At 54.0% G+C, this 14305-nt stretch carries 13 protein-coding genes; 3 read left to right on the top strand and 10 right to left on the bottom strand.

Features of this window, described 5'->3' with window-relative positions; translation table 11 throughout:
- Nucleotides 1–53 precede the first annotated feature (53 nt).
- Entirely contained in the window at nt 54–602 is a 549-nt protein-coding gene (locus JMG82_RS02990) for an HdeD family acid-resistance protein (RefSeq protein ID WP_201353457.1), read from the top strand.
- Nucleotides 603–638: 36 nt separating this feature from the next.
- Here the strand turns inward: JMG82_RS02990 and JMG82_RS02985 are convergent, their stop codons facing one another.
- The 10 genes from JMG82_RS02985 to JMG82_RS02940 form a co-directional block, all read right to left on the bottom strand.
- Entirely contained in the window at nt 639–1967 is a 1329-nt protein-coding gene (locus JMG82_RS02985) for a PepSY-associated TM helix domain-containing protein (protein WP_201353456.1), read from the bottom strand.
- On the bottom strand, nt 1961–4015 hold the full coding sequence (locus JMG82_RS02980) for a TonB-dependent receptor (protein ID WP_201353455.1): 2055 nt from the start codon (nt 4013–4015) through the stop codon (nt 1961–1963). Before JMG82_RS02980 ends, JMG82_RS02985 begins: the two co-directional genes overlap by 7 nt.
- Before the next feature lie 108 nt (nt 4016–4123).
- Entirely contained in the window at nt 4124–4849 is a 726-nt protein-coding gene (locus JMG82_RS02975; RefSeq protein ID WP_236579173.1) for an ABC transporter ATP-binding protein, read from the bottom strand.
- Between the two features lie 192 nt (nt 4850–5041).
- Entirely contained in the window at nt 5042–6193 is a 1152-nt protein-coding gene (locus JMG82_RS02970; RefSeq protein ID WP_201353453.1) for an ABC transporter permease, read from the bottom strand.
- Nucleotides 6190–7323: an efflux RND transporter periplasmic adaptor subunit gene (locus JMG82_RS02965; RefSeq protein ID WP_201353452.1), complete on the bottom strand. Its 1134-nt coding sequence runs from the start codon at nt 7321–7323 to the stop codon at nt 6190–6192. Before JMG82_RS02965 ends, JMG82_RS02970 begins: the two co-directional genes overlap by 4 nt.
- A complete protein-coding gene (locus JMG82_RS02960; RefSeq protein ID WP_201353451.1) occupies nt 7313–8554 on the bottom strand; it encodes a TolC family protein in 1242 nt (413 codons plus the stop codon). Before JMG82_RS02960 ends, JMG82_RS02965 begins: the two co-directional genes overlap by 11 nt.
- A 41-nt stretch (nt 8555–8595) precedes the next feature.
- A complete protein-coding gene (locus JMG82_RS02955; RefSeq protein ID WP_201353450.1) occupies nt 8596–8922 on the bottom strand; it encodes an EF-hand domain-containing protein in 327 nt (108 codons plus the stop codon).
- A 14-nt stretch (nt 8923–8936) separates the two neighbouring features.
- The gene (locus tag JMG82_RS02950; protein ID WP_201353449.1) at nt 8937–9635 is read right to left on the bottom strand and encodes a ferritin-like domain-containing protein; all 699 of its coding nucleotides are present in this window, start codon (nt 9633–9635) and stop codon (nt 8937–8939) included.
- A 44-nt stretch (nt 9636–9679) separates the two neighbouring features.
- Complete coding sequence (locus JMG82_RS02945; RefSeq protein ID WP_201353448.1) at nt 9680–10744, bottom strand: sensor histidine kinase; 1065 nt, start codon at nt 10742–10744, stop codon at nt 9680–9682.
- Nucleotides 10731–11387, bottom strand: a complete 657-nt coding sequence (locus tag JMG82_RS02940) for a response regulator transcription factor (RefSeq protein WP_201353447.1) — start codon at nt 11385–11387, stop codon at nt 10731–10733. Before JMG82_RS02940 ends, JMG82_RS02945 begins: the two co-directional genes overlap by 14 nt.
- Nucleotides 11388–11533: 146 nt before the next feature.
- Between JMG82_RS02940 and JMG82_RS02935 the strand changes: the two genes are divergently transcribed.
- Nucleotides 11534–12598: an SLC13 family permease gene (locus JMG82_RS02935; RefSeq protein WP_201353446.1), complete on the top strand. Its 1065-nt coding sequence runs from the start codon at nt 11534–11536 to the stop codon at nt 12596–12598.
- A 263-nt stretch (nt 12599–12861) separates the two neighbouring features.
- On the top strand, nt 12862–14193 hold the full coding sequence (locus JMG82_RS02930) for an APC family permease (RefSeq protein WP_236579172.1): 1332 nt from the start codon (nt 12862–12864) through the stop codon (nt 14191–14193).
- Nucleotides 14194–14305 lie beyond the last annotated feature (112 nt).

Genomic DNA, 14305 nt, shown 5'->3' with positions numbered 1-14305 from the left:
TTTTTCACTACATTACGATATGATAAAGTAAAATTTAACGAAAAGGATGAAAAATGTGGCAACTATGGATTGACATGGACCCGGAGACAAAGGAGAGAGTCGCAAAGAATGCGAAAGTGGCAGGGATTATCCTCGCGTTGATCGGCCTGGTAGGGATCATCTTCCCCGGCCTGATGTCGGTGGCGGTCGTCTTTTTCGTCGCCTGGATGATGTTGTTTGGCGGCCTGATGACCGGCTACTTCACTTGGATGAGTGACCGAAGCGACTGGCTGGGATGGCTCAAAACCTTCGTACTCGTCATCACGGCCCTTCTGCTCATCTTCAAACCGCTCCCCGGCATCGCCGCCGTAGGTCTGCTGCTGGCCATCTACTTCTTTTTCGACTCTTTTGGCAACATGGCCCTCGCTTTTGCGATGAAACCGGCCAAAGGGTGGTGGATGTGGCTGCTCAACGGCCTTCTATCCCTCGTGCTCGCTATCATTTTCCTCGTAGGATGGCCCTTCTCCTCCCTCTACCTGGTAGGGCTCTTCGTCGGAATCAGCCTGCTGTTCGACGGCATTATACTCATCACCCTGGGCAGCTACCTGAAAAAAAGCGAATGAAGGAGATGGCACGAAGTGTAAGTACTAAACCCAATATCAGTGAAAACGTTTTCGCCACCATCGTATCACCCCGGTTGCCAGAAGCAGCAGCAACGCGACGGCGGCGTAGTCGTCGACCCATTTCCACCACTCGGCGAAAAAGGTTCCGTCATGGATCGTCAGAAGTAGTGAGTAGAGCGTCGCGTCGTTGAAATGGGGCAGTGCGACACCCGGGTTGTGGGGTGAAAAGAAGAGGGGATAACCCTCTGTTGTTTCGACGATGCTTTTGAACATATGGGGGGTATGGGGCAGGGGCCTGTAGCCTTGCGATTCTAAAATTCTGTTGGGCGCCCCCATGCCGCTGACGTAGAGGGTGCCATGATGGCGGACCAGTCGATAGGCGAAGCCTCTGTTTTCCAAACGCCACTTCCGCATGTCGGAACTGATGTAGATACCGTAGCGATTGCCGATGCGATAGGTGGCTCCGTCGTAATCGACCGACCAGATATCGTGTTGCAGCGAGCGGTAGACCGGCGGTAGCAGCACGGAAGGGATGGTGACGGAGCGCATGAAGCCCGAAAGGGTTCCCGCGTGATCGAGAAAGAGGCCGGTGATCGCGAGTATCGAAAGTGGTACGATCGCAGCGACACTCCACAGATTGGCATGCCAACGGATCCAGCGGCGTGTACTTTTCCCTCCGCTTTTATGTTTTATACGCCACCATATTACAAGTCCGCCGATCGTTAGCCATAGCAGTATCCATGCCCCGTAGTCGTTGATCCAGAGTGACCAGGGGGCTTCGAAAAGCCCGCGGCCGTAGTGCAGGTCCCTAACGAAACGGGAGAGTTTGATGGGAAAACCGAGTTCATCGGGGTTTAGATGGACGCTTCCTTTCTCAAGAATAGCTCCGCTCTTCGCGTCGAGGAGGTAGAGGCCGCTTTTGTCCACCGCGGCGAATAGTCTGTCGCCGTGAAGGGCCATCGCGTTGACCCATTTTTCGGCCAACGCTAGCCGTTTCCAGCCGCTTTTTGCATTTTTTGTGTAGATACCGTCGTCGGTGGCGGCGTAGAGTGTGCCGTTTTGTTGGGCCAAAGCGTTGCAGGTACGATCAAGTACCAGCGAATAGCTTGAACTTCCGTCCCGGCGCGCGAATATGCCCCGTTTGCCGCAAACGACCGTTTCAGGGCCGTTTCCTTTGTATATATGGTAGCTTTCGAAGAGGCGGTTTTCGGCATGTTCCAGGGCGTGGTTCGAAAAAGGGAGGCGCAGCGTATAGAGAAAACGCCACTGGTCATGGTCGAGAAAAAAACCGGTCAGCCCCAACAGAAAAAGCACGGCACCGGCACTCAGGCCCAGTCGCCTGTGCCAGCGGTGAAGTTTCACCATTGGTACTCGATGCCCAGATATCCCTGTGCCGGACTGCCCGGGGTATAGTCCGTTTTGCCGTAGGCGTAGCGGGCCATCACGGCGTACTTTTCATCGGTGATATTGTCGATTTTAGCAAAGAGCTTGAGTCGGTCGTTCATGCGGTAGGTCGCTTTGAGATTGCCGAGTCGGTACCCTTTGTATTTGCCCGCTTCATGGTCGTCGTCGAGCCACCAGGAGCCGACGTAGACATATTCACCCATCACCTCCAGACCCGGGAATACGGGAGGCTTGTAGAAGACCCGCAGGTTTCCCGTATGGTTGGGGGCCTGCTGCAGCTCGTTGTCGCCGTATTTGGGGTCGTTGTCGTAATTGTGTCTCGAGTAGGCGTAGGCCAGTTTGATACGCCACGCTTTGGAGATCTCGTAGGCGGTGGTGAGCTCTATCCCTTTGTGGATGCTTGCGCCGCCATTGTCGTAATAGTAGTCTCCATTCTCCGTTTTGTAGCGGATGATGGTGTCGTCTATGGACATGTAGTAGGCTGCGATGTCGACGAAGAGATGATCGTTGAAAAGGGTTTTCAATCCCACTTCATAGGTGTCGCTGGTTTCGGGATCGAGGCGGACATTCTCATAACCGGCTTTCATGGAGTAGAGCCTGGAGGCTTGGGGAATGCGAAAGCCGTTGGCGTAGCGGGCATAGAGGTTGAATGCCGGTGAGGGCATGTAGCTGAGGGCGACTTTGGGGCTGAGGTGGTTGAAACTGTCGGTGCGGTCCGCCGGCCGGAAGTAGGTGCCGGAGGGATCAACGCTGTCGGGTTCGAGATTGTTCGTGTACTCGTAGCGGTTGTAGTCGTAGCGTAGGCCCGCGGTCAGTCGCACGGTCGATGTAACATCGAGTTCGCCATGCAGATAGGGGGCGATGGCGAAATAGTCGACATCGTAGTCGTAGAGGGGACCCGCTACATAAGTTTTTGGTTTCCATCCCGTTGTGGTGATATCGAAGTCCTGGGTATATTCGAGGCTGGACTTGGTATATTCGGTATCGAAACCGAAAATGATGCGTCCCCGGCCCAAATCCCAGTTGTTGCGCTGCACCAGGCCGAACGTTGTCAATTCGTTGTCATTGCTCGGCAGATTGGGTTGCCAAGTGGCGACGTAGCGGTTCCGGTTGTAGCGGATGTAGGGGGTGACGACCACCTCCAGATCTTCGATGCTGTAGTTGCTCCACTCCGCGCTGATACGGGCGAAGTCGAATTTACGGCGTACGTCGGTTTTCTGCAGGGCTTTGAAATAGTCCGGATCGTCGCTGGCGGCGGTGGAGCCGTCTTCGATGTTTTTATAGTCGTTGAAGCTGTCGGCCTGTTCGGCATCGGTTTTGGTGGCGTTGAGCAGAAGTTTGAGGACGTTGTTTTCACCGATTGGTGTGTCATAGCGGAAATTGCCTGCCATCCGGTAAGCCTGGGTGTGGTCCCGCCATCCGCCGCTGTAGACGTAGTTGACATTGGCCCGAATGCCGCTATCTTCGTCGATGGGCGCAGAAGCTTCGACGTAGCCGCTGGCGTACTGGTCGCTTCCGCCGCGTACCGATACCTTCGCTTCCGGCTTTTTGGCAGGTGCCTGGAGTGTCTGCACATCGACGACGGCGGCGACGGCGTCCGATCCATAAAGGGCCGTTCCTGCGCCTTTGAGAACCTCAACGGAAGAGGCGCTGTCGAAACTGGTGTAAGCCAAGCCGTTATGGTTGAAAAACCCTGATGACTGTACCGGAATGCCATCCTGAGTGAAAAGGTAGTAGGGGCCGGTATTGATCGGCATACGTATGGAGGTCATATGCCCGAAGACCGACCCGGTCTGTTCGATGCGGACACCGGAGAGAGAATTGAAAAGATCTTTCTGGAATATCACCTGATCGAGCTCGATCTCTTTTTTCTTTTTGACGGAGACACTGAGCGGTTGCTGGATGACTGGCTCCTCTTCCCCTACAGCGACGACACTCACCGGTGCAAGTGTTTCATCTGCCATGGCCCATACGGCAGCCAGAGAGAGCAGCAGAAAGCTTTTCTTCATTTTCGATCCTTGTCGTGGAAATTCTGAAAATGAATCATAACAATCAAATGTTAAGCATTAATTAAGATAATGTTAACTTTACGTTAATTTTCTCTCTTATCGATGTTTTTAAACAAACTCCTCGGCCACCTGGGTTTTGGTGACGATTTTGCGGTTCTCGATGGAGAGGATCTTGTCGCAGTAGGACAGGAGCCTAGCGTCGTGGGTGACCATGATGATGGCCACGTTGCGCTCTTTGGCGATTTTACGCAGCATTTTGACGACGTTGACCGCACGGGTCATGTCCAACGCGGCGGTGGGTTCATCGGCCAGGACGATCCGGGGATCGTTGGAGAGAGCTCTGGCGATGGCGGCGCGCTGGTTCTGGCCGCCGGAGAGTTGGCTGGGCATGGCGTGGGCTTTGTCGCCGATGTCGAAATAGTCCAGTAACTCCATCGCTTTTTGTTCGGCGGCTTTGCGGGGCATGCCGTTGGTGGTAGGGATGAGGATAACGTTTTCGAGGATATTCAGAAAGGGAATCAGGTAATGCGCCTGAAAGATGAAGCCCAGCTTTTCCCGCCGGATGCGTCGGGGATCTCGGACGCTCCAGTGGTCCTCGTCCCAGACCAGCTCCTCACCCAGCCAGATTTTGCCGCTGGTTGGCTTCTCCACGCAGCCGATCATCATCAAAAGCGTCGTCTTCCCGGCCCCGCTGGGAGCCACGAGCGCGGCGAACTCCCCCTTCTTGACCTCCATGGAGGCATTGTCGAGAACATGGACCTCCGTATCCCCTTTGCCGAAGATTTTGGTCAGATTCTCGACGCGAATGCCGACATCGTTTCTATTATTACTCACTGAAATACCCTTTTCCATACGGTTTCAAGACTTCAAAAAAGGCATAGGGCATTGAGATTTGCTTCGCAAATCGGCATGAGGCATTGGGGCAGACCCCGTACCTCTTTACCACCAATGCCCCATGCCTATTGCCCAATGCCATATTCGTCATTCCCAATGACCAATGACCAGTGACCAATGACCAATGACCCATCATCCCCCAATCGCCTGCCGTTCATCCGCGCGGATCGCCTTGAAGACGCCGAAGAGGCTAGCCAGGATCGATGCGACGAGCACCACGGCGAAGAGCCCCCAGGCGTCCGGCCGTTCCAGCACCACCCGTTTGGGGAACTTGTCCCAGATGGAATGGGCGAATAGATTGGCGAAGAGAAAGGCGAGCACGCCCAATGCCAGGGTCTCCTTGACGATCATGGTGGTGATCATGGCGTTGGGAATGCCCACCAGCTTCATGATGGCGATCTCCTTGATCTTCTCCAGGGTCATCGTATAGATGATCAGGGCGATGATGATGATGGAGACCACGATGAGGATGACGGTGAACATCCCAATCTGCTTTTTGGCCATTTCGATGACGTTGACGGTGAGCACCCAGCGCTCCTGGGCGTCGGTGTAGACGCTCAGATGCTTCCATCGGCGGATATTTTCTGCCACGGTGTCGGGGTTGTAGCCGGGTTTCAAGGTGGCGACGATGGCGTTGACCAGGTGTTGGTCAGCCTGGACGTTCATGCCTCTGGCCCGGTCGTTTCGTATGCGGGCGTTGGAGTAGAGAAACTGCAATTTCTGGGCATCCTTGAGGCTCAGATAGATCAGCGGTTCCCCGCCGGAGGAGACGGCCCCTTTGGTGATGCCGACCACGGTATAGAGGTCACGCCCCATGGGGATCTTGTCGCCGAGTTTGAAGCCGAGCTTTTTGGCAACCACCGTCTCGTAGTGGGCTTTGGCGATGGGGCGGCCGGCGACGAGGCGCTTGGGGTTGATGGGGCAGATGGCGCCGAAGGGGTCGTAGCCGACGCTGTAGATCCGCTTCATCTCTCCACCGGGTATGCGGACCTGAAAGCCCATGTAGGCCATGGCGGCGGTCTTGTCGATGCCGGGCTGGGCGCGGAGGGTGTTTTTTAGGTCTTCGTGGATCCGGGAGCTCTGGGCGAAGGGGCCCAGGGTATCCTGCTGGACGATCCAGAGGTCGGCGCCGGTGTCGTCGAGCAGCACCTGGGCGTCGATGACCATCCCCCGGTAGACTCCGACCATGATGAGCACGATACCCAGCAGCATCCCCACCCCCATGGCGGTGACGAGGAATTTGAGCTTAGCGTGGGCGATATCTTTGAAAGCGAGATCGATCACAGCCGAACGCTCCCGTTTTCAAACAACGGTTTTTTGTGAGGATCGGGAATTAGAACCTTGCTTCCCGCTTCGATGCCGCGGACGGCGGCTCTGCCCTCGTTTTCGGCAAGGATCTCCACCTTTTTGAAATGGACTTTTCCATCTTTGTAGACCCAGACGCCGCCATGGGTGAAAACCTTGGTAGGCAGAATGACGGCACGGTCGATTTTTCCCGTCGCGATACGCGCTTCGGCCTGTTCGTTGAGGTAGAAAGGGTGAGGCAGCCGGTCGAACCGGATGTCGACGATGCGCTCTTCGGTGACCGGATCGCTTTCGGGCTCGATGCGTGCCACATGACCAGTCATCGCCTCTTTGGGATGGGAGCGCAGGTGAATATTCGCTTTTTGGCCAACTTTCACGCGTCCGCTGATCCGTTCGTCGATGTTGATGCGTACCCACACCTCTTCGGGGCGGACCAGCGTGAGAATGGGAGCCTGGGGTGCGATGGTCTGGGCGGCACGGGCCTCTTTTTTGACGACGTAACCGTCAAACGGCGCGGTGATCGTCAAGGTCGTCAGTCGCTTTTCAATCGCTTTGACGTTGTGCTCGGCTTGGCGTGCCAGGGCTTTGGAAGCCGCGATCTGGGATTTCGCCGCCGCGATCTGTGCCTTTAACGCATCCAGGTCGGCTTTGGCTTTGTCATATTCGGCTTTTGCGGCAAATCCTTGGGATTTGAGCGTCGCATATCTTTGGTAGGTGATCGTTGCCAGACGTTTTTGTGCCTGGAGAGCTTCCAACGATTTTTTGGCCGCTTCTATCTCGAAACGGGCTTTTCGCTCCGTCGCACGGGCGGCTTCGAGCTGCTGGGGCAGATCCACGGGATCGATGCGGGCGATGATATCCCCCTTTTTCACCCACTCTCCCTCCTCTTTCGCAACCGTCAGAAGTTTGCCACCCGTGACGGAACAGAGGGGGTAAAGATTTTTCGCTCCTACCGTTCCTATACCGAAGACCGTTGCTTCCATCACACCCTCTTTGGCCGTGACGGCCTGGTAGGTTGATTTGGGAATGTAAACTTTTTCATAGAAAAGCCAACCGGCGAGGCCGGCAAGCAGTAGAAAGAGGGCGGTTTTGATCGATCTATTGGCCATTGAGATACTCCAGTCTGAAAGTTGATGTCGCTTGCAAATAGTGGGCGCTCAGCAGCCCCAACCTGGCATCCAGCCATGATGCCTGGGCATCCAGTACCGCGACGTAGGTCTCCAGCCCCGCTTTGTAGCGGGCATCAATGAGCCTTTTCGACTCTTCCATCGCGCGCTCCTGCGCTTTGCGCGCTTCGATTCCCCGCTTGGCCGCTTGCAAATCCGCCAGAAGCCCTTGGAACTCCTGAACGATGGCTCTTTTGGCGCTTTCATTCTGGGAGGCGGCGACGAGTTGTTCGATTTTTGCCCGTTGGGCCTGGGCGCTCAACCGGCCGCCACTGTAAAGGGGCAGGGTGTAACCGATGCCCAACAGTGTCGTATCGTATTCGTTCAGGGCGCCCACGTGGGAAGCCTGGGCGAAGGCTTCGACAGAACCAAATTTCGCGCCTTCAGCCGCTTTGGCTTCCGCTTTGGCCGCGTCGATCGATTTTTGCGCGATTCGAAGCTGCAGGTTACGGGAGAGTGTCGTGTTCAGATCCTCCAAGGGGTGGGAGATTCGGGTCAAAACCTCCTCCTGCAGGGTCGTTCGTTCGTCGACGGGCTGACCGATCAACGCGGCGAGGGCATCTCGGGCTTTCGTGAAAGCCGCCTGTGCCTGTGCTAGGGCATCTTCGGCCGCTTTGGCACTGGCGTAGAAGCGGATTTCATCGGCATGGGTCTTGAGCCCCTGGGCATAAAGCGCTTTGGCTTGTTCGTAGAGCGCTTTTTTGGCCGCCAGGTCTTTCTCGCGGGCGATCAAAGCGGCCTTTTGCACCAATACCAGGGCATAGGCCGTTTTGACCCGGTAGCGCATGAGGGCTTTGGCCTCTTCACTGCTCAGCCGGGCGATCTCCTTACGGCTTTTGGCCGCTTCGATGTGGCCGGTCGTTTGGGAAAAGTCGTAAACTTTTTGACGCAGCTGGGCGCCGACACTCCAACCGTCATCGTCGATGGTATGAAAAGTACCCAACTGGGGCATGACGTAGGTACGCTGTGGGTCGTATTCGGCCGAAACCGTCACCTGCGGCAGTCGGAGACTCTTTTGTACGGAAACATCCTTTTTCGCCTGCTCGGTTTTATAAAGCCACGCTTTGATATCCGGATGGGTTTTCAACGCCATATCGATACACTTATCAAGCGTGAGTGTATCGGCCCAGGATGAGAGGGTGAAAGCGAAGAAAACAGCAATAATTGATTTCAACTGATGCCCTTTGTATCCAGTGTTTGTGGATGAGGATAGAATCAATACCGGTTTCTTCCCATACCCATGCCTTGCCCTCGGCGTTGTCGGCACTGTTGGCGATGTTTTTGAAACTCGTTTCTCTCCAGATATCCGTCATGGTTGGTATCGATATCGCCAAATTGCGGGGCATTACCCACGTGACGCATCATCCGCCCCGCTTCGGCCATCTTTTTCATCCGTTCCTGGCGTGTTTGTTCGAACTCCTGGGGGCTGATTTTACCATCCGCGTTTTTGTCGAAATCGGCAAAAGACGGCCTTTGCATGCCCTGACTTGCCATGAGGGTTCCTGTAATGACCAAAACGGCGATCAAAAGTGTTCGTTTCATTTTATTCTCCTATGTTATCTTCCGCCACGGTATCCCTGGTTGCCGTTGCCTGATCCGTTGGTTGCCGGGTACTCTTCGGGCGTTTTACAGTATTTGTCGCCTAGGCTGCAGCAACCGTTCGCAACGCCGATCGCTTTAAGCGCTCTGTCAAAAGCCCAGTAGTGGTTGTAACTGCCGCTTCTGAGGTTGGTGAATACCGTGACAAGATCCATGTTGCCGCCCGCGGTGGTGATATATCTGTCCAAATCTTCCACATCGGTCACTTCAACCATGCAGCCGACCTGCAGGGCGCTTTCCAAAGATTGCATTCCTTTAAGGTAGAGCTTGTCGTAGAGGTTTTGGATTTCGGGTACGGCGAATTTCCCTGCGGGCAGGGCTCTGAGCTCTGCTTCGGAGTAGCTGACCTGATAGTCTTTCAGATTCGTGATATTGATATCGTACTGCTGTACCAACCCTTCGACAGCCGCTTCATGCTGGGTTTCGGAGCGTGTGGCAATGTTGTAAAGAGTGGTGTGGGGCAGGCTTTCATTCAGAGCGAGGTAGATATCTTTGGCGAGCTTCTCTTCGTTCCACATATAAGCCAAAGAGTACTTCTGCGCATCCGTCAACTCGGTGGACGAGGGTGTGCCGCTACCGCCGCCACCACCGCAACCGGCCATGCCGGCCATTACCAATGTCGCCGATACAACTACAGAAAGGATAGAGTGTTCCATCACCATCTCCTTTGTTTGAGATGGTGCATTGTCGCATGATCGTATTAACGCATCGTTAAGAGAAAGCGGGTTCCTTCGTTTTTGGAAGATTCGATTTTAATTTTTATGTTCATGGCATAGGAGAGGCGTTTGACGATGTCAAGACCGATGCCGCTGCTTCCGCTTTCGCTGTAGTTGCGCTCAAATATCTTTTGGGGATTTTCTATGCCGATGCCGTTATCTTCGACGATGAGGGTTCGGCCACGGGTGTAGATTTTGACAAACCCCCCGGGGCGGTTGTAGCGGCAGGCGTTGGAGACGATGTTTTGAAGCAACTGTTTGAAGGCTTTGGCATGGACGGTGGCGAAGAAGTGGTGACATTCGACGAAAAAATCGAGGTTGGGATAGAGCGGTTTTTGTATCTGCACCACCTCCTGGACGATGGAGCACAGATCGGTGCGCTGCATCTGAAAGGTTTTCTCTTCGAGAAGAATGGTCAGGTTTTCGTGCAGTTCGGAGATGGTATGCACGCTTTTTTGCAGGCGATGCAGCACGCGTGATTCGTGAAGGGCGGGGATCTTTTTCAAAAGCGACAAGTTGAGTTTGATGGCGGTGACGGGGGTGTTGAGATCGTGGATAAGGTCTTTGGCGAAGCGGTCTAGCAGTTCGATGCTCTCTTCGAGCGGCTTGATGGCGTTTTTGGCCAATCGGTAGCTGATGAGGCCAAAAATGAGCAAAATGAGAAATTGCACGGCCCATATTCGCAGACGCAAATCGTGCAACGCTTCTTGGTAAGCACGGGTCGATTTGCTCACTTCGAGGTAAACATCGCCCAGAGGCATCGGGATAATCTTGACGAAACGGCCGTTTCGAACGGTGAAATTTCTAATGTCGATATGACGGTTGTTCGCGGGAATGAACCGGTAGGCGTAAGCGTCGGAAAACTCGCCGGCCGGACCGCCCATCTTGATGTGACGGGCGAACTCTATGAGCGAGAACTCTTCGCTTTTGAGCATATGGGCTTTGGACTCTTGAAAATAGAAAAAACCGGCCACCAGCACCAGCGCCGCCACACTCGTGAAATAGAGAAGGAAGAATTTCCAGAATGCCCGTTTTTCATGCCGTTTCAAGTCGGTATCCTATGCCTTTCACGGTCAAAATGGGCAGACCGATTTTGCGCAATTTCGCGATGTGTACCCGCAGCGCCCCTTCGCTCGCTTCGTCCCCTTCGGCCAATATCTCCAACAAAACCTCTTTCGGGACGGTGTGGCCTCTTTGTTGGAAAAAGAGTTTGACGAGTTTTAGCTGCGCGGGCGGCAGGGGGATGTATGAGTTTTTTTCGTAAAGTTCGTTTCGTCCCATCAAATACCGGAATGCCCCGACCGTGATCTCGTCGGAGCGGGCATGGTACGCCTTTTTAAGCAAAGCGTCGATGCGGATGAGCAGTTCGTCGAAGTCGAAGGGTTTTTTCAGATAATCGTCCACACCCACATCGAATCCATGGGCCAAGGAGGCGATGTCGGTGCGTGCCGTGATGAAGATGGCCGGCGTCGTGACACCCGCGTCTCTGAGACTTTCAAGCAGTGAAAAACCGTCGATGCCGGGGACGTTGACATCCAAAATCAAAAGATCGAATCGTTCGTAGAACGTCGCATCGACCGCACCCTCCCCCGTCATGACATGCGTAACGGAAAATCCATGGCTTTCGAGTATATCGACCAATGTTTCGGAAAGAATTTCGTCATCTTCGAGAAGGAGAAATTTCGCTTTCATGGCACCATTATATGGATTATGACATTAACGCAACGTGAATCCCATATCGATTTCAGATTCTATTGAATCTAAACCATGGATAATTATGACGATCATATACTCCGATGATGTTATAATGAACGGAATGGACAGATAGACGGGATGATATGGGAAAAAGGTTGATACGTTTTTTGATCGACGAATGGCTGCTTCTTATTTCACTAGCCGGTTTGGCAGCTACCTCGCTCTATCTGAAAAGTTGGCCTCTCTATACCGAAAAGGAGATGGAGCCGATCTTTCTTCTCTTCGCCCTCTTCGTCGTCGTCAAGGGGATCGAAAACAGCCAACTTCTCGGTATGATCGCCAGAGTGTTGGAGAAAAGGGGACGCATCCCTCTGCTGTTGGTCGTTGTCACGTTCGTACTCTCCATGTTCGTCACGATCGACGTGGCGCTTGTGACGGTTCTGCCCATCGTCATGGCTATGAATATCCGTGAAAAAGAGAATCTCGTCATCCTCGTCGCGCTGACGGCCCACGCGGGTGCGGCGCTCACCCCTTTCGGAACGCCCCAGAATATCTTCATTTTCAGCTATTACGAACTCCAGACCATACCCTTCATCCAGACCATCGCGCCTTTCTCCTTCGGAATGCTTCTGCTCTTTGCCATAGCGGCCCTCTTCCTCAAAAACCGTCCCAACTCCGGCTCGAAACGTAAAAAGAGGCCCATAAGTCAGCCATTGGCACTGATCTATGGCGTCCTTCTGCTTATCGTCGTACTCTGTGTCCTTCGGATCTTGCCGACCGGCACGGCACTGCTGGCGCTCGTTTTCGCTCTCTTTTTCGACCGAAAAAGCCTGAAAGTCGATTACGCCCTTCTTTTGACTTTCATCGCGTTTTTGGGGCTTACCACCAATATCCAGGCGATGATCGGCGCATCGCTGGAACATCCGATGCATATCTTTATCCTCTCCAGCCTTATGAGCCAGGTCATCAGCAACGTGCCCACGACCCTGCTGATGGAAAAGTTCACGAGCAACTGGCAGGCGCTGCTGTGGGGGACCAACGTCGGCGGTTTCGGTACCCTCGTCGCGGCGTTGGCCAATCTCATCACCTACCGCATCTATGTCGCCGGTGCCGAAGCGGGAAAGAGTCTCTCTTTTGTACGAAAATTCGTCGGGGCGGGGTTTGTCGCTTTCTTCGCGGGGTATGCAATTTTCTATCTTTTCTATTAGATGTTATGCAAAGCATGGGCGAAGCCCATTCTTTGGCGGGGACTGAGCGTTTCTTGCATCCCATTGGAGTTACGATATCATAGATTTTAAAATGATGTTCCGCTTTTTAGGTAGTATCAATTGATTCAATGCAGATTTAAAGTTTGCGGGATTCGCCAAAGAAAATTGAAAAATATCTTCAGCATGAAAGTGTAACCTCGGTTGCATACGTTTTTTGACCAAAATGGTATGATAACGCAATATCAGTGAACTAAAGGATGATGATGGCAAACCAAAAAGCGTTCGGTCTATGGAGTGCCGTCTTTCTCGGTATCGGTTCGATGGTGGGGGCGGGCATCTTCATCGTCATCGGCCAGGCCGGCGCCATTGCCGGCAATATCGTCTGGCTCTCTTTTGTCTTCGGCGGTATCGCCGCGTTGCTCAGCGGCTATTCGCTGGCGAAGCTGGCTCTTCGCTATCCCTCGCGCGGGGGGATCGTGGAGTATTTGGTCCAGGGTTTCGGCGAGGGAGTCTTTTCGGGCGCGGCCAGTGTCCTTTTTTATTTTTCGCAACTTATCGCCCTGGCGGCGGTGGCGAAATCGTTCGGGGCCTATGCGAGTACCTTCACCCACGCAAATCAGGACCCGCTGGTGGTCAACGTTTTTGCCATCGGCATCGTCACCTTCTTCACCCTCATCAATCTTATCGGTGCCTCCATCGTCGCTAAATCGGAAAACATCCTCGTCTTCATCAAGGTGACGATTCTCGTCGTCTTCGCCATTGCCGCGCTTTTTACGGTCCATCCCGAATATCTCTCGATGAAAGAGATGCCGCCCATTCAGAATATGCTGTTCGCCATCGGGCTCACCTTTTTCGCCTATCAGGGATTCAGCGTCATCACCAATACCATCGAAGATATGGATGACCCGCGGCGCACCATGATGCGTGCGATGATGTGGGCCATCGGCATCGTGGCGGCACTCTACATTCTCGTCTCTATCGCCGTTTTGGGCAATCTGCCCCTTTCCAAAGTCATCGCAACCAAAGATTACGCCCTGGCGGAGGCCGCCAAGCCGATCTTCGGCGTCTGGGGTTTCAAGATCATGGCCGCAACGGCCCTCCTGGCCACCGCTTCGGCCATCAACGCTACCCTCTACGCCGCCACGGAGATCGGCTATACGATGGCCAAAGAGGGGAATCTGCCCAAAGTCTACAGCTACAACGTCTTCCACTCTTTCGAAGGGTTGATCATCAGCGCCCTACTCATCGTTCCTCTGATCGTCTTTTTCAATCTCTCCGAAGTGACGACCGTCGCGGCGCTTGCGGTGCTGGTGGTGCAGGGGTTGACCCATGTGGGACACCTTTTCCGCATCAAGGAGACGGGCGCGAACGTCTGGGTCATTGGCTTTGCCATCGTGGCGATGTTCGGCATTACCGCTTTGACCCTCTACTACAACAGCCGGCACGACCCGATGATCGGCTACTATCTGCTCGGTGCCTTCGCCCTCGCTTTCGCGGTGGAAGTGATGCTGCGTTTTTTTACCAGGCGCGTCGTTTCCCGTCAGATCGTCGATCTGTTCAATGTGAAGCGCTTTTATGAAGAACTCGAGAAGTAGGGTGATACTACCGGACCCTCCACTCGATATCGTAGGTATAGGGCGATGATACATGATACGGCATCGGATAGGGTTTAGGCTCATGAGACGCCGAAGTTTGACGGTCAGATCC

It is taken from the genome of Hydrogenimonas urashimensis (assembly GCF_016593255.1).
Lineage (GTDB): Bacteria > Campylobacterota > Campylobacteria > Campylobacterales > Hydrogenimonadaceae > Hydrogenimonas > Hydrogenimonas urashimensis.
This window is presented reverse-complemented; position numbering and strand designations above follow the sequence as displayed.